General features: G+C 70.4%; 18 protein-coding genes and 1 pseudogene. 12 read left to right on the top strand and 7 right to left on the bottom strand.

Going from position 1 to position 20472, the window contains the following annotated elements:
• Positions 1 to 56: 56 nt before the first annotated feature.
• The 3 genes from RIE08_05610 to RIE08_05600 all read right to left on the bottom strand — a co-directional run bounded on the left by RIE08_05610 (position 57) and on the right by RIE08_05600 (position 1593).
• Complete coding sequence (locus RIE08_05610; protein MEQ8717069.1) at positions 57 to 836, bottom strand: TauD/TfdA family dioxygenase; 780 nt, start codon at positions 834 to 836, stop codon at positions 57 to 59.
• A gap of 194 nt (positions 837 to 1030) precedes the next feature.
• Positions 1031 to 1354, bottom strand: coding sequence for a type II toxin-antitoxin system PemK/MazF family toxin (locus tag RIE08_05605; protein ID MEQ8717068.1), 324 nt, complete (start codon positions 1352 to 1354; stop codon positions 1031 to 1033).
• Positions 1348 to 1593, bottom strand: coding sequence for a ribbon-helix-helix protein, CopG family (locus RIE08_05600; protein MEQ8717067.1), 246 nt, complete (start codon positions 1591 to 1593; stop codon positions 1348 to 1350). The genes RIE08_05605 and RIE08_05600 overlap by 7 nt, the downstream gene beginning before the upstream one ends.
• 346 nt (positions 1594 to 1939) lie before the next feature.
• Here RIE08_05600 and RIE08_05595 point away from each other — a divergent pair, with 346 nt between their 5' ends.
• Positions 1940 to 2548, top strand: coding sequence for a hypothetical protein (locus RIE08_05595; GenBank protein ID MEQ8717066.1), 609 nt, complete (start codon positions 1940 to 1942; stop codon positions 2546 to 2548).
• 149 nt (positions 2549 to 2697) lie between these two features.
• Here RIE08_05595 and RIE08_05590 read toward each other — a convergent pair whose 3' ends face one another.
• Entirely contained in the window at positions 2698 to 3438 is a 741-nt protein-coding gene (locus RIE08_05590) for a methyltransferase domain-containing protein (GenBank protein ID MEQ8717065.1), read from the bottom strand.
• Between the two features lie 91 nt (positions 3439 to 3529).
• Here RIE08_05590 and RIE08_05585 point away from each other — a divergent pair, with 91 nt between their 5' ends.
• From RIE08_05585 to RIE08_05565, 5 genes are read left to right on the top strand one after another with little or no spacing between them, the layout of a single operon-like run.
• Positions 3530 to 4471 (top strand): hypothetical protein, encoded by a 942-nt coding sequence (locus RIE08_05585; GenBank protein ID MEQ8717064.1) that lies wholly within the window; start codon positions 3530 to 3532, stop codon positions 4469 to 4471.
• The gene (locus RIE08_05580) at positions 4468 to 5217 is read left to right on the top strand and encodes a DUF4129 domain-containing protein (GenBank protein ID MEQ8717063.1); all 750 of its coding nucleotides are present in this window, start codon (positions 4468 to 4470) and stop codon (positions 5215 to 5217) included. The genes RIE08_05585 and RIE08_05580 overlap by 4 nt, the downstream gene beginning before the upstream one ends.
• Positions 5210 to 6346, top strand: a complete 1137-nt coding sequence (locus RIE08_05575) for a DUF4350 domain-containing protein (protein ID MEQ8717062.1) — start codon at positions 5210 to 5212, stop codon at positions 6344 to 6346. Before RIE08_05580 ends, RIE08_05575 begins: the two co-directional genes overlap by 8 nt.
• Positions 6343 to 7449: a MoxR family ATPase gene (locus RIE08_05570; protein MEQ8717061.1), complete on the top strand. Its 1107-nt coding sequence runs from the start codon at positions 6343 to 6345 to the stop codon at positions 7447 to 7449. Before RIE08_05575 ends, RIE08_05570 begins: the two co-directional genes overlap by 4 nt.
• The gene (locus tag RIE08_05565; GenBank protein MEQ8717060.1) at positions 7446 to 8759 is read left to right on the top strand and encodes a DUF58 domain-containing protein; all 1314 of its coding nucleotides are present in this window, start codon (positions 7446 to 7448) and stop codon (positions 8757 to 8759) included. Before RIE08_05570 ends, RIE08_05565 begins: the two co-directional genes overlap by 4 nt.
• On the opposite strand, the gene RIE08_05560 is transcribed toward RIE08_05565, so the two are convergent.
• Complete coding sequence (locus RIE08_05560) at positions 8726 to 9790, bottom strand: stage II sporulation protein M (protein ID MEQ8717059.1); 1065 nt, start codon at positions 9788 to 9790, stop codon at positions 8726 to 8728. The genes RIE08_05565 and RIE08_05560 overlap by 34 nt on opposite strands.
• Before the next feature lie 100 nt (positions 9791 to 9890).
• On the opposite strand from RIE08_05560, the gene RIE08_05555 reads away from it, so the two are divergent.
• The 4 genes from RIE08_05555 to RIE08_05540 are packed head-to-tail and all read left to right on the top strand — an operon-like array spanning position 9891 to position 14548.
• Positions 9891 to 10685, top strand: a complete 795-nt coding sequence (locus tag RIE08_05555; GenBank protein ID MEQ8717058.1) for an RDD family protein — start codon at positions 9891 to 9893, stop codon at positions 10683 to 10685.
• Positions 10686 to 10694: 9 nt separating this feature from the next.
• On the top strand, positions 10695 to 11879 hold the full coding sequence (locus RIE08_05550; protein MEQ8717057.1) for a cysteine desulfurase family protein: 1185 nt from the start codon (positions 10695 to 10697) through the stop codon (positions 11877 to 11879).
• Between the two features lie 3 nt (positions 11880 to 11882).
• Complete coding sequence (mnmA, locus tag RIE08_05545; GenBank protein MEQ8717056.1) at positions 11883 to 12917, top strand: tRNA 2-thiouridine(34) synthase MnmA; 1035 nt, start codon at positions 11883 to 11885, stop codon at positions 12915 to 12917.
• A gap of 47 nt (positions 12918 to 12964) precedes the next feature.
• Positions 12965 to 14548: a hypothetical protein gene (locus tag RIE08_05540; GenBank protein ID MEQ8717055.1), complete on the top strand. Its 1584-nt coding sequence runs from the start codon at positions 12965 to 12967 to the stop codon at positions 14546 to 14548.
• Between the two features lie 45 nt (positions 14549 to 14593).
• Here the strand turns inward: RIE08_05540 and RIE08_05535 are convergent, their stop codons facing one another.
• Positions 14594 to 15490: a hypothetical protein gene (locus RIE08_05535; protein ID MEQ8717054.1), complete on the bottom strand. Its 897-nt coding sequence runs from the start codon at positions 15488 to 15490 to the stop codon at positions 14594 to 14596.
• Positions 15491 to 15597: 107 nt separating this feature from the next.
• On the opposite strand from RIE08_05535, the gene ligA reads away from it, so the two are divergent.
• Positions 15598 to 17667, top strand: a complete 2070-nt coding sequence (ligA, locus tag RIE08_05530; GenBank protein ID MEQ8717053.1) for an NAD-dependent DNA ligase LigA — start codon at positions 15598 to 15600, stop codon at positions 17665 to 17667.
• Between the two features lie 74 nt (positions 17668 to 17741).
• Here ligA and RIE08_05525 read toward each other — a convergent pair whose 3' ends face one another.
• The gene (locus RIE08_05525) at positions 17742 to 18875 is read right to left on the bottom strand and encodes an IS630 family transposase (protein MEQ8717052.1); all 1134 of its coding nucleotides are present in this window, start codon (positions 18873 to 18875) and stop codon (positions 17742 to 17744) included.
• A 211-nt stretch (positions 18876 to 19086) separates the two neighbouring features.
• Here RIE08_05525 and RIE08_05520 point away from each other — a divergent pair.
• A pseudogene (locus tag RIE08_05520) lies at positions 19087 to 20310 on the top strand (IS110 family transposase).
• The last annotated feature ends 162 nt before the right edge of the window (positions 20311 to 20472 follow it).

Genomic DNA, 20472 nt, shown 5'->3' with positions numbered 1-20472 from the left:
GAACTTGGGTCGGGCCGCCAAATCGACCGATCGGCTGCGGACGGGCCGGCGTGCCGTCAGACCGGGACTTCGCCCGCGATCGTCACGCGATATCCGGACCTGGTCTCCGGGGGATAGTCGAAGACGGCCATGTGCATGGTGCAGCGGTTGTCCCAGAAGGCCACCGAGTGAGGCTCCCACCGGAAGCGGACCTGGAAGTTCGGGTTGGTGCAGTGCCGGTAGAGGAACTGGAGAACCGCCGCGCTCTCGGCGGCGGGCAGTCCGTCGATGTGTGTCGTGTAGGGCGGGTTGACGAACAGCGCCTTGCGTCCGGTGACCGGGTGGGTGCGGACGACGGGATGGTCGGTGCAGGGATAGGTCTTGTCGACGTCCGGAAAGATCGCCTTGTACACGGGGTTGCCGTCGTGGGTCGCCCGCAGGCCTTCGAGGTAGGTCTTCATCCGGTCGGACAGCGCGTCGTAGGCGGCGTACATGCTCGTGAAGAGGGTGTCGCCCCCGCCCTCGGGAACGGTGTGCAGGTACAGGATGCTCCCCATAGGCGGTGACGGGTCGCAGCTGACGTCGGAGTGCCAGTCCTCCCCGGCACGCGGAGGGGAGTGCTCGTCCGCGTGGATCTCGACGATCTCGGGGAACTCGGCCATGCCCGGGACGCCGCTGTGAGGGGCGAGTGGCCCGAACCGTCTGCCCAGCTCGATGAGCGCAGCGTGTGAGAGCGGCTGGTCACGGAAGAACACGACCTGGTGCTCGGCGAGGGCGCCGTTGATGCTCTCGATGTCACTGTCGGTCGGCTCGTTGAGATCGACGTCGAAGATCTCTGCACCGATGCGCCGGGTCATCGGCCGGATCGTGATCCTCGACGTCGCATCTGCGCTGGGCATCGTCGGCGGTCCTTGCTGTGCTCGGCGACTCGAAGATTCGACAGTACCCGGCTCCCCGCAGTTGCCCGTTCACGCGCTCTGGCCTTCTTCGTTCATCAGCGTTTCCAGCAGTCTCCTGGCGGCAGGACCTGGGTGACGTCCAGTCGGCTCCGTCAGTACTCGATGGCGAGCGCGTAGCGGAGAGCAGCGTCGAGTCGGATCCGTCCGTCGAGATCGAGGCAGCCGACTGCCTCCTGATCGAGCGCAGCGATCGGGACAGTGACGAGGTTGTCGCAGTTGATCGCGCTGACCTGAGGGAGTCCTTCGTCCGGGCCGACCCCCACCTCCGACGTGATACCGCGGATGGTTCGGGTGATCGGAGCGCACGTGAGTGCGGTGAGCACTTCGATCGCCGGGTCGCGGTTGAGCACGCAGACAGGGCGTCGGCCTGCTGGCTCGCCGAGGTCGGCCCAGACGATGTCGCCGCGGGCTACCACTCAGGTGCGGTCTCGGCCGCGAGGCGACGCGCCGAAGCGACGAGCGCTGGATCCTGCGGCACGCGCCGGTACGCCTCCTGGAGGGTCCGGTCGGCGTCGAGCTGCTCCGCTGCCGCGATCACTGCGGATGCACCTCGTCGGAGCAGTTCGGACCTGCTGGTGTGCTCTGCTTGCGCGAGGCGGTCCAAACGTTCGACAAGTTCGTCGTCGAGTTGCACGAGAACTTCTCTTCTACCCATGACCATATGGTAAAGCATATGGTCATCGATGGGGTGTCGTGACCTTCGCGGGTCGTCAACCTGCCGCCAGCGTCCCCGAACGAGCGGCGATATCTGAGGTGAACCAATGCCTACAAGATGCCGGTAGGGCTACGAGGTGGGCAGTCCGCGGGCGCGTCGACGTAGATGTGCGGACACCGTGTGACGACGCACACCGAACCCGCGTGACAGCCCCCGGCCCGTTCGGGACAGGAGGACTCGTGGCGACCTGCCCGCCTGTGGGGGTGACGACGGCGACGGTTGACCGGACGTCGGTCGCTCCATTCGAATTCAGGAGTACAGTTTCGGATTCACGTACACTTCCGTCATGCTGATTCCGCCGCGAAGGCTCAGGGAGTGGGCGACGGTGGCCGGTACCCCAACTACCCATTCGTCAGTCACACCGGTTGTCATCAACCGGGGGGTGTTCGAAGGGGGGATGGCCTCAGTTGTGATGGCCTACCCGACATCTGAGCTGTCTGATCGCCAGGCCGTTCGGTTGGACTTCAGGTGGGTCGTGCAGATCTTGTTCACAAGCTCTTGGGCGGCCGATCCAGCCGAAGTGGCGCTCAGCGGGGCGGCACATACGCACTTCGCGCTCAGTGTTCTCGATGAGTCGTCACTGGTTGGCGAATTCTCCGCGGGCTACCAGGATCCGGAAAGCTGGCGGCCGGTGTTCGGCGACCGACGGCCCGCCGAGGTCCTCCGCCACTTCCACATCGGCTTCGACGACTTCGGCCGATACGACCTAATCGCGGTCGATTGCGTCGCTCGCCCGTTTACCTGCCGCCCGACCGAGCAGCGTCCCTGGGGCCCTCAGGCCTCGCTGGCTGAGCACGGCGCACAACAGGCTGACGAGGAGGCACTTCTCCTAGCAGACGCCATGGCCCTGCCGCCGCTTCCACCGATCTCGAGCTACCCGCTCGACGACGATTGACGTACCGAGTCCGCCGCGAGTCCTCGCGGCTCTGCCGCATCGCTCCGGCTGTCGGTGACGACTGTCAGGGGGTACTCGACGAAGTCCCCTTTGGTCACCGCATGGCCAAGGTGTCCGAGAACTGACCCCGGGGAGTTGTGCGGTCGCAGTCAGGCGCGACGGTAGGCGGAGACATGGCGGGTGGCGTCGTCGTCGAGCAGTTCGTCGTCCCAACCGCCGTGGCGACTCACCAGCGTGAGGCCGGTTTCTCCTGCGATCCGGTCGAGTTCGGCGGGCGTGGTGGCGCGCAGCGCCCACGGGCGTAGCCGGACGCCGCCGGCCTCGGTGATCTCGACGATCTGGCCGGCCACTGTGCGCGTCGTCGGGTCCGTGCGGGTGACGTGCAACTCGACCCGGTCGACGGTCACGGACCGCACGGACAGGTCGCCCGAGGGCGCGTCGCCGGGGTCCGCGGGGAGAAACGCCTCGACGACCACGACACCGTCGGGCCCGAGCAGCTCCGCGGCGGCGGCGAGTGCGCGCCGCTGGTCTGCGAGGTCGAGCAGGTTCAACAGCGTGTTGTAGGCGAACAGGACGACGCGTGCCGTGCCGGCGCGGTACGGCGGCGCCGTCATGTCCGCCAGGACGGCCGTCGGTCGGTCGGCGCCGGCCGACGTCGAGAGGCGAGCGAGCATCTCGGGTGACGTGTCGAGGCCGTGGACACTCAGTCCCGCCGCAGCGAGCGGCTTCGCGAGGCGCCCCGTGCCGACTCCCATCTCCACGACGGGACCGCCCCCGGCCAGCGCCGTCACCATACGGATGGTCGCGGCGACGTCGGACACGTTGCCGTACCAGTCGTCGTAGACGTCCGCGAAGGAGCGCCCGTAGGTCCCCGGTCCGTACCCCTCCATGGCCTCTCGACTCCGATCGTGTGCCCTGATGCCGACTCCGAAACGCAACGGTCGTCGCCGTCGCGGTGTTTCCCGAAGCAGAATGGCACTGATGACCGAACCGTGGGCGTCTCCCGATGCGGCTGCCGGCCCGGGCCCCACTGCGGGACCCGTACCCATGCAGCCGACGCGCAGCGATGCGAAGCCGCGGACCGGGCCCGACGAGGAGCCGGCGGCCTTCCCCATCCCGCTGCGCCCCCTCTCCCTCGCCGACGTCCTCGACACGGCCTTCGATCTGATCCGGGCCCGCCCGAAGACCTTCGCCGCGATCGCCATTGTCTTCGTCGTGCCCGGTCAACTCCTCATCGCGTGGTACAGCAGGGACCTTCTCGGGGGGTCCACGCTGGTGGACCTCTTCGAGGATCCCGACTCGGTCGACGACTCCGGGGGGTCCACGGCGCTCGTCATGGTGGCGCTGCTGGTCGACTCGATCGTCCTCCCCTTCGTCGCGGCGGCCGTGGCCCACGTCGTGGTCTGGTGGCACGACCCGGGTCGGTGCGGCGCCGCCAGTGCCCTGGGCGCGACGTTCCGACGCAGCTGGCCACTGTTCGCAGGCTGGTTCGTCGCCCATGTCCTCCAGGCGGCCGGGATCCTCGCCGTCTGGGTCGGCGTGCCCGTGATGATGGCTTTCACCGCCGTCGTGGCGCCCGCCATCGCCGTCGAACGCATCGGCCCGCTGAAGGCCGTGGGGCGGTCCTTCCGACTCGTTTCGAGCCGCTTCTTCCCCACGCTGTGGCGGGTGCTCGCCGTCGCGACGGTCGCGACGGTGCTCGGGTGGGTCCTGCCCGTGCTGCCTGTCGCCGTGGGCCTGTTCGTCGGCTTCGACGTCGGCTGGATCATCTCGGCCATCGCCGGGATCATCACGAGCCTGCTGACGACATCGTTCGTCGCGGCGACGGCTGTCGTCATGTACTTCGACCTTCGGATCCGACGCGAGGGCATGGACGTGGAGATGCGCGTCGCCGAGGTCTTCGCCGCGCGGCCCACCCCGTGAGCGTCGGCGCGCTCACCGGTGCGCTCGCGGCGCTGCGCATCGACGCGGCGGTCCTGCCCGAGCCCGGCCCCGGAAGGGATCCCGACACCGCCCGGGACCGCGCGGCCGACATCCTGGCGTCCTCGGAGTTCAGCGACTCCCGCACCGTCCCGGAGCGGATACTGGACTGGATCGGCGCCCGGCTCGGTGACCTGGCCGAGGGCCTCGGGGCCGAAGGAGGCCAGACGGTTCTCGGCCTGCTGGTCCTGGCGGCGCTCGTCGGTCTCGTCGTCCTCGCCGTGTGGTCCTTCCGGCGGCGCGTCCGTGTGGCCCGCCGTGCTCCGAACCGCCCGGTCGAACCGTCCGCGGTGGTGACCGCCACCCAGGAGCGTGACGTGGACTGGTGGGCCGAAGCCGAGCGGGCACGTCGCGAATGCCGCTGGGGCGACGCAGTGAGGGCGGACTACCGCGCGGGCGCAGGCAGCCTGGCCGGGGCCGGCCTCGTGCGCGAGCGGCCCGGGGTCACCGCGGGCGAGCAGCGACGTGCCATGGCTGCCCTGCGCGCCGACCCTGCGGGTGACGCCGAACAACTCTCCGGCGACTTCTCGGCTCTCGCGGAGTCCTTCGAGGCCGTCTGGTACGCCGGCCGCACCGCCGACGAGGAGCAGGCCTCGCGAAGTGCCGAGGTGGCACGAGCCGTGAGGTCCGGTGCCGGGCACAGGTCGCTCGCCCACTCGTCAGGCGGCGGGGAGCCGACCGATGCGTGAACGGCGCCCACTCGTGATCATCGGGGGCTTCGTCCTCGTTGTAGCGCTCGTTCTCGCTGCCATCGCCGGTCAGGACGACGACGGGGGAGTGCTCGATCCCGACGGCACCGGACCTGCGGGGTTGCGTGCCCTGGTCCGTCTCGTCGAGACCGCCGACGGCGAGGTCGACGAGTCGATCGGCCCCCGCGACGACACGACCGTCGTGGCCGTGTTCCGTGACCGCCTCACCGGCGACCAGCGTGCCGAGGTGCGTGACTGGGTCGCAGACGGGGGAACCCTGGTCGTGGCCGATGCGTCGAGCCCGCTCGCGCCGGAGCCCGCCTCCCGCATCCTCGAATTCGACCTGACTCCCGGGCGTGGAACCTGTGACGTGGGCGCTCTCGACGCCCTGACCACGATCTCCGCTGACACCGTGGGCCGCTACGAGGTCGCCGCCGGCAACCGGAGCTGTTTCGGCGACGGCGACGCCGCCTGGCTCGTCGCGACCGACTGGGGAGACGGCACCGTCGTCGCAATCGCCGACCCGGGCCCGTTCATCAACGCCCGGATTGCCGAGGCCGACAACGCCGCGCTCGTGCTCGCGCTGCTCGCGCCCGTCGACGGTGGCAGCGTGGTGATCGCACGGGGTGCAGTCGGTAGCGGCGACCGCGGCCTGCTCGACCTCGTGGCCGACCCCGTGTGGCTTGCGGTCATCCAACTCGGTGTGGCCTTCGTGCTCTTCGCCTGGGCGAGGGGTCGTCGCCTCGGCGCCGTCGTGGACGAGACCCGGCCCGTGGTCGCCGACGGAGCCGCCCTCGTCCGATCGACCGGCCGGCTCCTCGGGCGCACGGTCGCCGTCGACGCTCTCGCCGCGGAACTCAGGGAGCGCACCATCGCCGATATCGGTGTCGACCCCCGCCTCGCCCCCGCATTGGCCCGGCAACACGGATTCGACCGTGACGACGTGGATGAACTCTTTTCCCGCCCGGTCGCCGACGACGACGGTCTCGTCGCCCTCGCCGCGGACCTCGACCGCCTGCGTGACGCCATGCTGGCCGTTCCCGTCGCAGCGACCGACGGTGCGGAGTTCGCCCCGAGCCGGAACCCGTCCGCCGAACCACCCGACCACGACAAGGACCCGCGATCGTGACAGATCTTCCGCCGCCGCCCGACGGTGCCGACGCGACGGGCCGGCCACTGCCACCGCCCCCCGCCCCGGCGCCCCCTCCACCGGCCCCGGCTCCGCCACCCCCGGCCTCGGCACCCGCTCCGCCTTCCGCGACGTCCGCGTCGGTACCTCCGGCATCGCCGGCACGGGAGGGGTTCGCGGCTGCCCGGGCCGAGATCGCGAAGGCGATCGTCGGCCAGGACGCCGTCGTCTCGGGACTCGTGACCGGGCTGCTCGCCGGGGGTCACGTCCTCGTCGAGGGCGTGCCCGGCGTCGCCAAGACGTTGATCGTCAAGACCATGGCGGCGGCGTTGGACCTGCGCTACTCCCGGATCCAGTTCACCCCCGACCTCATGCCCAGCGACGTCGTCGGGCAGTCTGTCTTCGACGCCCGCGACGCAACCTTCCGTTTCCGCGAAGGACCGGTGTTCGCCAACGTGGTGCTCGCCGACGAGATCAACCGCACACCACCCAAGACTCAGGCGGCGCTGCTGGAGGCCATGGAGGAGAACCAGGTGACCGTCGAGGGTGCGGCGCGGGCGTTGCCGCGGCCGTTCTTCGTCGTCGCCACCCAGAACCCGATCGAGTTCGAGGGCACCTACCCGCTGCCCGAGGCGCAACTGGATCGCTTCGTTTTCAAGTTGACGATGGACTACCCCGGCCGTGGCGAGGAGGCCGACATCGTCGGCCGCCACCACCGGGGCCTCGACCCCCATGACCTGGCGACCGCCGGGGTGAGGGCCGTGATCACCGCCGACCACGTGGCTGCCGCCCGTGAGGAGGTGGACGAGATCGCCGTCGACGAGAAGGTGATCGGTTACATCGTCGACGTCGTCCGGGCCACCCGCGGCCATCCCCATGTCCGTGTCGGCGTGTCCCCGCGTGGCGCCACGGCGGTCCTGCACGCCGCAAAGGCGTGGGCGTGGCTGTCGGGGCGCGGCTTCGTGACCCCCGACGAGGTGAAGGCGGTCGCACGCCCCGCGCTGCGTCACCGCTTCCAGCTGCGGCCCGACGCCGCCCTCGACGGCGTCACCGCCGATGCCATAGTCGACAACGTCCTGGCGTCGGTGGCCACGCCCCGTTGACACCGGTCCCCACCGCCCGGTTCGCGCTCGTCGCGCTCGTATCCGCGGGCGTCGCGCTCGTGCTGCCCGTTTCGCTCGTGGCGGGGATCCTCCTCGTGAACGGCGCTCTCGTCACGGTCGCACTCGGCGACTTCGTCGCGTCGGCAGGCCCCCGCCGCATCACGGTCGGGCGGGTACCCGGTGGAGCCCTCACCGTGGACGCCGACGCCGATCTGGTCTGGACGGTCGCCAACGCTGGTGGAGGTTCCGTCCGGGTCATGTTCGCCGACGCCCTCCCTCCGTCGTTCACCGCCGCGCGTCGACGGATCTCGGTGACCGTGCCGGCCCGCTCGACGGTCACGGTGACGCTCCCGGTCCGCCCGCACCGGCGAGGTCGCCACCGCCTCGAGGCCATTGCCGTCCGCTGCCCCGGGCCGCTCGGACTCGTCGGCCGACAGTGGAACGTCCGCGCCGCCGCCGAGATCCGGGTGGTTCCCCGACTCCGGGACCGGGCGATGGTCGAACAGGCGATCGCGGCCGCCCGACGCATGGAACTGGGGGAGAAGCGTCCGGTGGTGATCGGCGGGGCGACCGAGTTCGAGTCTCTGCGTGAGTACACCCCCGGAGACGAGTACCGCCGCATCGACTGGTCGGCGACCGCCCGGCGGGGCAGACCGATCGTGCGCACCTACCGCACGCCGCAGTACCAGAGCGTGGTGTGCCTGCTCGACGCCGGCCGGGTCATGTCCACCGCCGTCGCCGGATCACCACGACTCGAGCACGCGATCGAAGGCGTACTCGCGCTGAGCACCCTCGCCACCCGCCTGGGCGACCGCGTGGGTCTGGTCACCTTCGATCGGCGGATCCGGGGGGTCGTCGCGCCGTCGTCGGACCCGGCTCACGTCCGGGCCGTGACCGAGGGGCTCTTCGATCTGGAACCGGCGCTCGTGGAGAGCGACTACGCCGGCGCCGTCCGTGGCGCCCTGTCCCGGTTGGATCGGCGCACGCTCGTGGTCCTGTTCACCGACCTCGTCGACGGGGCCGTCGAGGACTCGCTGCTGCCGGCGCTGCCGACCGTCCTGGGCCGCCACCTGCTCGTCGTCGCCGCCACACGGGAGGTGGCCGTCGCCCCGGGGTCGCCGACCGGCTCGGTCGATGCCGCCGCCGACCTCCATCAACGGGTGGCCGGGGAGCGAGCGCTGGCCGCACGCAACCGGTCGGCCGCCCGACTCGAGGGTCTCGGCGTGGAGGTGATCGACGCCGCGCCCGACCGCTTCGCCGTCGAGATCGTCGAGTCCTATCTGGCGATCAAGGCCACCGGCCGGCTCTGAGCGTCGCCGTCGCTGTCGCCGCTGCCGTCCGGTCCGGCGGCGAGGTCCTCGGCCGTCTCGCCGAGGCGCCCCGACCATCCTGCCGCAACCGCAGCAGGGCCACGGGCGAGGACCCACGTGACGAAGACCGCCTCGGCGGCCACGCCGATCCCGACGCGTTGCCACGTGGACAGCGACGACGGCGTGACGAAACCCTCGATCACCCCGGCGACGATGAACGCGATGACGAGGCCGAGCACGATCGTCACCGCCACCCGTGCCTCCTCGGCCACGGCGGTTCCCCGCCGACGGTCCCCGGGCGCGATGACGGCCCAGCCGATCCGCAGCCCCGCCGCGCCCGCGACGATCACGGCGGTGATCTCGAGGAGTCCGTGGGGCAGGATCAGACCCCAGAACTTCCCCGGTTCGCCCGCCGCATGGAACAGCCCGGCGGCAACGCCGATGTTGGCGCCGTTGAACGCGAGGACGTAGCCGGTCGCGACGCAGGCAACGATGCCGAGCGCGAAGGCGAGGAACGACACCTGGATGTTGTTGACGAGCACCTCGGTGGAGAACTGCGCGGCCGGTTCCGACGAGTAGTACTCCTCGAAGTCCTCGGTGACGTAGGCCTCACGCACGGCCTCGTCGGCGGTGGCCTCGAGCGCGGACTCGGAGTTGGCGATCCAGGTACCGAGCGCCAGGGCCGGCACCAGCACCAGAAGGGCGGAGATCCCGACGAAGCGTCGGCTCGACCACACGGCCGCGGGGAACGCGACCGTGAAGAACTGCGCGAGGCCCCGGGCGCCGCCCCCGGAGCGCACCGTCAACGTCGCGTTTGCCTCCGCGACGAGCCGGGTGAGCCTGCTCTCGAGCGCAGCGTCGCCGTACCAGGTGCGCACGTGGGACAGGTGGGTGGATGTGCGGCGGTACAGCGAGACGAGTTCGTCGACTTCGGCGACGGTCAGCGTGCGCCCCCGCCGGGCGTGCCGGGCGAGTTCCGCCAGGCGCTCCCACTGCGGCTCACGATCGGCGATGTAGCGGTCGAGATCCACCGCCGCAGACCGTACCGCCCAGGGTCACCCCGGGCCGTGGCAGCCTGGTCCGGTCCGGTGTCGGGCACGGCGCGGCTGGTCGCCCTGCGATACTCCCCGGGTGAGCGACAGCGGTCACGGTGGGCTCGTCACCGACGAGGGGGTGGTTCTCGACTTCGCGGCTGCCGACGTCGGGTCCAGGGCCTTCGCCCGCATCATCGACGGTCTGATCCAGGCCGTGATCCTGACCGGGACGATCCTTCCCGTCGGTCTCCTCGTCGACACGGAGCCGCCCCTGGTGGTGACCGTCGTCATCAGCTTCTTCGTCGTGCTGTTCGTCCTGCCGATCGTGGTCGAAACGGTCTGGCAGGGCCGCACGCCCGGCAAGGCCGCCCTCGGGTTGCGGGTCCGCACCACCGACGGCGGGCCGATCTCCCTGCGCCACGCCGTCATCCGGACTCTCCTCACCCTCGTCGACTTCATCATTCCGCCGGGCGGTGCGACGGCGATCGTGGCGACGCTGGTCTCGACCCGTCGCCAACGCCTGGGGGACATGGCGGCGGGCACCGTCGTCCTGCGTGAGCGGCTCGTGGCGTCGACGGGGACCGCCTCGGAACGGTTCGACCCACCGGCCGGCTGGTTCGAGTGGGTGGCCCGCCTCGACGTGTCGGCGCTGACCCCCGCCCAGTACGTCCTGATACGCAACTTCCTGCTGCGCCGGGACACGCTCGAGAGCGGTGCCCGGGACCATCTCGCCGGGCGGATCTCCGAAGCCGTCGCCGCGGAGTTGCGGGTGCCGCTCGGCCAGACCTCCCGTGAGCTGTTCCTCACGTCGGTCGCCGCCGCCTACCAGCGCAGCCAGGCGTCGGGCGTGGCGCTCACGCCGGTGCCGACCGAGACGACGACCCGACCGTAGGCTTGAGTCGTGAATGGTGCCGCTCCCGCCCTGTCGGCCTACCTCGACCACGCCGCGTCGACGCCGGTGCGGCCAGCCGCGTTCGAGGCGATGGTTCCGTGGCTGCGCGATGCGTGCGGGAACCCGTCCGGGAGCCACGTCGTCGCCCGCGAGGCCCGGCGCGCCGTCGACGACGCCCGCGACAGCGTGGCGGCTGCGCTCGGCGCCCGGCCCGATGAGATCGTCTTCTGCTCGGGGGGCACAGAGTCCGACAACCTCGCCGTCTTCGGCACCATGGCCCGGCGCGCCGGTGTGGCCGTGTGCAGCGCCGTCGAGCACCACGCGGTCCTCGAGCCCGTGGAACAGATCGGCGGACGTGTCGTCGGCGTCGATGCCTCGGGGGCGCTCGATCTCGACGAACTGGACTCGGTCCTCGCGTCCACTTCTGACGTCGCGCTCGTGTCGGTGATGCTCGCCAACAACGAGACCGGCGTCGTTCAGTCACTCGAAGCCGTCGCCGAGGTCGTCCGTCGCCGGGCAACCGATGCCGTCCTGCACACCGATGCCGTCCAGGCGTTCTGCTGGCTGGACGTCGCCGCGGCCGCCGAGGTGGCCGACCTGATCTCGATCACCGGTCACAAGTTCGGCGGGCCCAAGGGAGCGGGCGTGCTCGTCGTTCGCCGCGGGGTGCGGGTGTCCCCGCGCATCGTCGGTGGCGGCCAGGAGTGGGGTCTGCGCAGCGGAACCCACAACGTTCCCGCCATCGTCGGCCTCGGTGTCGCGGCCGAGGAGGCCGTCGCCACCCGCGCCGAGACGGTGGCCCGCGTCGGTGCCCTGCGGGACCGGCTTGCGGACGGCCTGCGCTCCCGGATCGACGGCGTCATCGAGACCGGGGTTACGACCCGACCCGACGGGACCGTCGACCGGTCACGCAAGGTCGCGGCCTCGTGTCATCTGTGCATCGAGGGCATCGAGAGCGAAGCGCTGCTGTTCCTGGTGGAGGGCGACGGGGTCTGTGCGTCCGCCGCGTCGTCGTGCACGAGCGGAGCCCAGGATCCGTCGCACGTCCTCGCCGCGATGGGCTACGACCGCGCCACCGCTGCGGGCTCGTTGCGACTGTCGCTGGGATGGTGTTCGACCGACGCCGATGTCGACCACGCTCTCACGGTCATCCCCGACGCCGTCGCCCGCCTGCGCCGCCCCGTCGAGGTCTGAGCTGTGAGAGTTCTCGTCGCGATGTCCGGTGGTGTCGATTCCTCGGCGGCCGCGGCGCGTGCGGTGGAGGCCGGCCACGACGTCACGGGCGTGACCCTGAAGCTGTGGGGCGGTGAGTCCGACAGCGGATGCTGTTCCGCGTCGGACGTGGCCGACGCCCGCCGTGTCGCGGACCACCTCGGTATCGACCACCACGTGTTCAACTTCGGGGACGACTTCGAACGCGACGTGATCGGCCCCTACGTCCGGGCCCACCGCGAAGGCCGGACACCGAACCCCTGCGTCGAGTGCAACCGGCATCTGAAGTTCGACCGCCTCCTGACCCGCGCGGTCGCGCTCGGTTTCGACCGGTTGGCTACCGGGCACCACGCCCGGCTCGTGGACACGGCCGACGGACCACGGCTCGCCCGCGGCGCGGACGCCGCCAAGGACCAGTCCTACGTTCTGTGGATGCTCGACGCGGCGCAACTGGCGCGTCTGCAGTTCCCCGTCGGCGACATGACAAAGGACGACGTGCGGGCCGAAGCCTCCCGACTCGATCTGCGCACCGCCGACAAGCCCGACAGCCAGGACGTCTGTTTCGTCGCATCCACCGTCGGGCGTGACGGTTTCCTCGCCAAGCGGTTCTCACCGACCCCGGGACGGGTGGTCGACACCGCCGGCAACGAGATCGGCGCCGTCGACGCCGTCGAGTTGGTGACGATCGGCCAGCGACGCGGCCTGGGAACCGGCGGCAACGGCGAACGTCGCTTCGCCGTCGACGTGGACGTGGCGACCACGACGGTCACCGTCGGCCGTCGCGAGGACCTTCTCTGCGACCGCACGCCGGTCGAGGGTTTCGCCTGGACCGGCGAGGCGCCGGCCGGACCCGTCACCGTGCAGACCAGCGCACACGGCACCCCGGCCGCTGCCGTGGTGCACGGTGACAGCGTCGTGTGGGACCGGCCTCAGCGCCGGGTGGCGCCCGGGCAGAGCGTCGTGGTCTACGACGGCGATGTCGTCGTGGGCGGCGGGATCGCGGCGCGTCCGCCCGCGTGAACGCGGACGGACCCCCCCGTGACGGCGGGGGGGACACGGAGCCGGGCATGCGACCCGGGCCGCCCCGGCGGGGCCGGTGGACAGCGGGTGCCATCACAGCGATCGTGATCGGCGTTCTCGCGGCGCTGGCCAGCGCCGGTGGCGACGACGACGAGGCTCCCATCCCGTCGACCACGCTGCCGCCGTCCACCACGACGACGGTCGGGCCGTGGGAGGCCGCGGACTTCGCCGGACTGCCGCGCGTCTACAGCGAGATCGTGCCCGTCGGGGGCCAGTTGGTCGCCTACCACACCGTCGAACCCGACGGATCGGTGCAGGTGGTGGTGGTCGATCTCGCCGAGGCGCGTGTCAACTGGCGTCGCAGCGTCCAGGTCCCTCCCCGCGTGCGGAGCCTGCCCCTGCCGCCACCCGCGTACCAGGCCGAACAGAATCTGATCCACGTCATCGTCGACGAGACGTTCCGCGCCCCTGACGAGCCGCTGCCCGGCGAGGAGGAACCCGACGTCACGCCCGAGCCGACGCCGGATCCTGACGTCGAGCCGGCTCTCGTGCTCGTGGGGATCGACGCATCCGACGGCTTCGGTATCACGGAGGTCCCCCTCGACGTCGTCCCGATCGAGTTGCCGACCATCTGCGGAGACCGGGTCTGCATCGACGTGAACGAGAGCGGCCGCAAGGACCTCGCCCGCATCGACCCGGTCGCCGGGACCGGTGAGGTCATCCCCGACGGGCTCTTCCGCACGGTCGCCGTCGCCGGCGCGGATGCCGTCTCGATGGGCGACACCGTGACCGACGGCTACAGCGGCCCGGTCATGGCCACCGCGGACTTCGGCTCGACGGTCGTCTGGGAGTCCACCGTCACCGAAGTGTTCGGACGTGACGATGTCTCACCGGCACGCGCCCGTCGTGGCACACGGGGCGCGGACGGCACGTGGGCTCTGTGGGTGGCGGCCCGCCGCCCGACCGATCCGCCTGCAGGGGAGACGTTCGTCCCCTACGCCGAAGGCGAGAGCCATCCGGCGGGGGCGGTGGCCATCGTCGACGCACGCGGCTCGACCCTGGGGGTCGTCGAAGGTTCGCTGTGTCGGTCCCTGCTGGTCGACGCCGACGAGCGGCTGTCGACCGTGGCGGTATGTGACGGCGGCTGGTCCATCGGCGCCGGCCGGCGGGTCTCGCCGACGACCGCCGTGCGCCTCGTCGACCTCGCAACCGGCGAGGTCGTGTCCGAGATCCCGACCGCACCGTTCGACGACCTGTCGCCCGGGGCACGGGTGCTGCTCGTCGAGGAGGGAGTGTTCTCGGTGGATGTCGGCGGGGGCCGCATCGTGATCGACCTCTTCGCCGGCGAGGTCCGTGACGAACAGCCCGGTCGCCTCGAGTGGTGTGTGGCGGGTGACGAAGCGGACGCGGTCGTCCGTGTCACCTCCGCCGACGGGGCGCGTCGTGAGCACCGCGTCGCACCCGCCGTCTACCCGTGCACCGCGGCTCTCGGAGAGATCCCGGCCGGTGCGGTGGGGGCTCAGCTCGAAGCGGGCGAACTGGATCCCGACGGCGTCGGCTTCGTCCGCACAGCCTCGTGGGTGACCTGGATCGGGCCCGACCGGCAACTGCGCGCAGTCCGCCTCGGCTGACGTTCCCGGCTTGCCGTCGCGGCGAAGGCCCGATCGGCCCCGGACTCAGCCGACGGGGATGCGCCGCCGCTGGGCCTCGGCGAGCACTTCACCCGGCGATGTCGGGGCGAACAGGATGGCGTCCACGCTCAGCGTCCGGCCCGAGCCGGAGCGTCCGGTTCGCAGGGCCATCTCCGTGGGTTCCGACGCCGCGAGTTCGAGCGCGAGCCCCGGCGCACCGCCGGTCAGATCCTGTGCGGCCGTGTCGGCCAGGGCCGGCCCCAGCATGGCGATCCGTGAACGGTGGAACAGGACGGGGTCGGTGAGGACCGACCGGTCAGCGAGAACGAGGCCGTTCGGGACGAAGACGACGACGCGCGTGGTGAGGAAGTACAGCGACCGGGCGGCGAGCGCCGCGGCAGGCAGGCCCACAGCGGTGACGGCGATGCCGAGGACCCAGCGCTCGTCGGCGAGGAGCAGCGGCCCGGCGCACGTCCCGGCCACGGCGACAGCCCACGCCAGCGGGATCGGCCCGAGCATCAGGGCCGCCGGGGGACGCAGTGGCATCCGGCGCTCGTCGCCGTAGCTCGCCCCGTCCACGAAACGGTCGCCCACCGGCGGTGTCAGGGCGACGACGGCAGCCCCGGCCGCGCACGCGAGCGCGATCACACCCGACACCGACGTGTCGTCGGCCGCCAGGACCCAGACCAGCGCGACGGCGCCGGCCGGCACGACGATGCGCGTCACCGTCAGGGTCGACGGCAGCGGGACCAGCATCGCCACGAGCGCCACGCCCCACAGCGCGAGCGCGCCGATGGTCACCGTCAGTTCCCACCCGCGGCCCGTGCCGTCGGTGGCGTCGGACACGGCCTGCGCGCCGACCGCACCGACGGCCAGCCACAGCACACGGAGGATCCACGGTGACATGACGCGCGGCGCCCACGGTGACAGGGTCTTCGACACGGCCCGAGGTTCCCAGACCCCCGACGCGGCCGCCAACCGAACGGGCCCGGGGGTGGCGTCCCCGGTCGGCGGAGACCTCGTCACAGGGGGCCGGTATGGTCTCGCCGGTGGCCACCTCCGACAGCGCCCAGACCGATCCGGTCGCCCGTGTCGCGCAGCTCCGTGAGCTGATCGAACATCACGACCGGCTCTACTACGAGCTAGACGAGCCGACGATTCCCGACGCCGACTACGACGCCCTGCTGCGGGAGCTCCAGGCGCTCGAGGCGGCCCATCCCGAGCTCGTCACCGCCGACACACCAACGGCGCGCGTTGCCGGCGAACCGCTTGTCACGTTCGCCCCGGTCGAGCACGCCATCGCCATGATGTCGCTCGACAAGGCCTTCGAGTTCGAGGAGCTCGACGCCTGGATGGGGCGCCTCGCGCGGCGCATGGAGAACGACGCCGCCCCCGGCCCGTTCGTCTGCGAGCTGAAGTTCGACGGACTCGCCATCTCGGTCCGCTACGAGGACGGGACACTCGTTCAGGCCGCCACCCGCGGTAACGGACGGGTGGGTGAGGACGTGACGGGCAACGTCGCGACCATCGCCGACGTGCCGCGGGAGCTGAAGGGCGCTCCGCCGGTCCTCGAGGTCCGGGGGGAGATCTACATGCCCATCTCCGCCTTCGAGGAACTCAACGCCGCGCAGGAGGCGGCCGGTCAGAACCGCTACGCCAACCCCCGCAACACGGCGGCCGGATCACTGCGGCAGAAGGATCCGACGGTGACGGCGTCCCGCCAACTGACGTGGTGGGCCTACCAGCTCGGCCAGGTGGAGGGTGGACCCGCGTTCGAGCGGCACTCCGAGACGCTCGAGTTCCTCGCCTCGCTCGGATTCCCCGTCAACCCCGAGGTCCGTACGGTCCCGGATCACGCCGGGGTCATCGAATACGTGAACGCGGCGGAGACCTCCCGCCACGACCACGACTACGAGACCGACGGCGTCGTCGTCAAGGTGGACGACCTCGCGCTGCAGTCCCACCTCGGCTCCACGACGCACCACCCCCGCTGGGCGATCGCCTTCAAGTTCCCGCCCGAGGAGCGCACGACGCTTCTGCGTGACATCTCCGTCTCCATAGGCGGCAAGGGCAAGGCCACGCCGTTCGCCGTGCTGGAGCCGGTGTTCGTCGGCGGCTCGACGGTGCAGATGGCCACTCTGCACAACGAAGACCAGGTGGCGCTCAAGGACGTCCGTCCCGGCGACACGGTCATCGTCCGCAAGGCCGGTGACGTGATCCCCGAGGTGCTGGGCCCGGTCCTGTCCGAACGGCCCGAGGGCCTGGAACCGTGGGTGTTCCCCGAGACCTGTCCGTGCCATTTCAGCTACCCCATCACCCGGGACGAGGGCGACGCCGCCCACTACTGCCTGAACCCGGTCTGCCCTTTCCAGCTGGCCGGGTGGATCGAGCACTACGCGGCACGCAACGCCATGGACATCGAGGGCTTCGGCGAGCGCCGGGTGCGGGAGTTCCTGGACCTCGGCCTCATCGCGGACATCGCCGACCTGTACTCGATCGACTTCGACCGACTCGCGGAGGTGGAGGGATACGGCGAAGTGTCGGTGAGGAACCTCGCGGCCGCCATCGACGCGTCCCGGTCCATGCCGCTCGCCAACCTGCTCGTCGGCCTGAACATCCGCCACCTCGGCGATGCCGGCTCGGAGGTGCTCGCTTCGGCTTTCGGCCACCTGGACCGGATCCTCGACGCCACGGTGGAGGACCTCGCCGCGGTGGACGGCATCGGACCCACCACCGCTGAAGCCGTCCACGCCTTCTTCGCCAACGGGGAGAACCGGGCCATCGTGGAACGGCTGCGGGAGGCGGGGGTGAACTTCGAGGGCCCCGAGGCGCCCGATGTCCCCCAGACCCTCGCGGGGATGGCGGTCGTCGTCACCGGCGGGGTACCCGGCTACTCCCGTGACGACGTGACGGCGGCAATAAAGGCACGGGGAGGCACCTCGCCGGGAAGCGTCTCGAAGAAGACGGCGGTCGTGGTGGTGGGCGAGAACGCCGGGGCGTCGAAGCTGACCAAGGCGGTGGACCTCGCAATCCCGAGGATCGGACCGCAGGACTTCGACGCGCTGCTCGAGACCGGTGAGATCCCGGACTCGGCGGTGACCGGACCGGTCGAGGACTGACCGGGTCGGCTGTTGCCGGCTTGAAGGGACCGCGGTGATCGGCGGGCTACCGGCGCGGCACTGCTAGTGCCGTGTCAGGCAACGTTTGCGCGGTTGACGAGTTCTCGTAGTGCTCGGTCCTGAGCGTTGCGGTTCCGCCAGATGATGTAGCGGCGGATCATTGAGGCCTGCTCGCGGTGCGAGCCGTGGTCGGTGCCGTCGAGGCAGAAATAGCGCAGCGCCTGGAACTGGGCTTCGATGCGGTTGAGCCACGACGCGTAGTGCGGCGTGTAGGCCAACTCGACGTTGTTCGCTGCTGCCCACTCGCCGACGCGCTGGTCTTTCTTCGTTGACAGGTGCGGGGAGAAGTTGTCGAGCACGATGGCGATGCGCACCTCGGGTGGGTAGAGCTGGCGTAGGTAGCGGCAGAACGCCAAGAACTCGGTCCGGCCCTTCTTCTTCTTGACGTGGCCGTAGACCTTGTCGGCGGTGAGGTCATAGGCAGCGAGCAGATGGCGCACACCATGGGGGCGCTTGTAGGTCGCGCGCCGTCGACGACGCGGCGCCCGGTCGGGGTCCGCGGCTTTCCCGCCGACGCCGGCCCACTGCTTTCCGGGATGGGGTTGAAGGTTGAGAGGCCCGAACTCGTCGAAACAGATCACTACCAGCGGATCACCGGGCCCAGGCTCGGCCTTGCCGTCGGCGATGTCGTAGAGCTCGAGGATCCGGTTCTTCTTCGCTTCGAAGTCCGGATCGTTCGATTCCTTCCACGTCTTCACCGCTTGAAACGACACGCCCTCCTCTCGGAGCAGAACCCGCAGGCCCTCATGGCTGATGTCGTCGACCACCCCCTTGGCGACGAGGTGCTCGGCCAGCTTGGTGAGCGACCACGTCGAGAACGGCAGTCCGTAGTCGCCGGGGCGGCCCAGCGCGATCTTCTTGATCTGCGAGCGGTGCTCGGCGGTGAACTTCGGGGGACGCCCGCCGGAGTACTTCGGGTACAGCGAGTCGAAGCCATCCGCGTTGAAGTTGTGGATCACCTCACGCACCCGGTCCTCGGACGTGAACGCGAGCGGGGCGATCTGGCCGACATCCATGCCCTGGGCCGACCACAACACGACCTGGGCTCTTCGCCACGTCACGATCGAGCCCGAACTCCGCCGCACGATCTTGAGCAGACGATTCCCCTCATCGTTGGTGATCTCTCGAACCCGGACGCGTTCAGCCATACCCACATCCAACGCGACTTCGACACTCAAGTGGTGGACGCGCCACCCCCGACGTTGCCGGTCACGGCACTAGATCGTGCCCCGGGCGGTTGGTTCGGGTTGCCCGTGAAGCGCTCATGGGGTGTCGTGCTTTGAGCACTGATCCATTAGGTCGCCGCTGGGACGCCCGCCGGCTCACCCGTTTGAGAAGCGACTCGAGGAGGCCATCACGATGAGCGTGTTCGTGGGCGACGACTGGGCCGAGGCCCATCACGACGTCCATCTCATGAACGAGGCGGGCGAACAGCTCGCCCGGAAGCGACTGGCCGAGGGCCTCGATGGGATCGCCGGGTTCCATGCCATGGTCGCCGATCACGCCTCGGATCCTTATGAGGTGATCGTAGGGATCGAGACCGAGCGAGGCATGTGAGTCCAGGCCCTGATCGCAGCGGGCTATCAGGTGTATGCGATCAACCCGTTGTCGGTGAGCCGCTATCGGGACCGCCACAACGTGGCCGGAGCGAAGTCCGACCCCGGTGACGCCAAAGTCCTGGCAGATCTGGTTCGCACCGACCGCCACAACCACCGCCCTGTTGCCGGCGACACCGCAGATGTCGCGGGCATCAAGGTCCTGGCTCGGGCCCATCAGAACCTGATCTGGGACCGGACCCGCCACACCAACCGGCTCCGCAACGACCTGCGCGAGTTCTTCCCCGCAGCGCTCGCCGCATTCGACGATCTCGCCCACCCCGACGCTGTGGCAGTGCTGGCCAAGGCCCCGCACCCCGACCAGGCCCGACAGCTCTCGATCGCGCAGATCCGCTCCGTGCTGCGCCGGGGTGGCCGCCAACGCAACCTCGACACCCGAGCCGTCGAGATCCGAACCGCGCTGCGATCCCCCCAACTCGCCGCTCCTGGCCCTGTCGCCGCCGCGTTCGCCGCCACGACCAAAGCGCTCGTCGAGGTGATCGCCGGCCTCAACCACGCGATCGCGGAACTCGAGACCGAGCTCGCGTCGTGTTTTGAACAGCACCCGGACGCCGACATCTACCTCTCCCTGCCAGGACTCGGTGATGTGCTCGGCGCCCGGGTGCTCGGCGAGTTCGGGGATGACCCCGACCGCTATGGCGACGCCAAGTCTCGCCGAAACTACCCCGGCACGTCACCCCTCACCGTCGCCTCCGGCCGCAAACGCGCCGTGCTCGCCCGCCACGTCCGCAACCGGCGCCTCTACGACGCCATCGACCAATGGGCCTTCTGCTCACTCCAAGCAAGCCCCGGCTGCCGCGACTTCTACGACGCTCGACGAGCCGCAGGCGACCTCCACCACCAAGCCCTTCGAGCCCTCGGCAACCGACTCGTCGGCTACCTCCACGGCTGCCTCGCCAGCCGGACCCGCTACAACGAACACACCGCCTGGGCCCACCGACAACAACACACCCCCATAGCCGCTTGACGAACTACAACCCTGGGGTGTCTAGTGGTCCGTCGCGGAATTGGTCTGGTGGGTCAGGGCGGCGCGGCCTCGTCGGACTTTGGTGATGATGTCGTTGGCCGGCTTGGTCCACACGAACGGTCGCGGGTCCTCGTTCCAGTGTGAGGTCCACTCGTCGATCGC

Source organism: Acidimicrobiales bacterium (genome assembly GCA_040219085.1).
GTDB lineage: Bacteria > Actinomycetota > Acidimicrobiia > Acidimicrobiales > JAVJTC01 > JAVJTC01.
The sequence above is the reverse complement of the archived record's forward strand: the minus strand, read 5'-3'. Positions and strand labels throughout refer to the sequence as shown.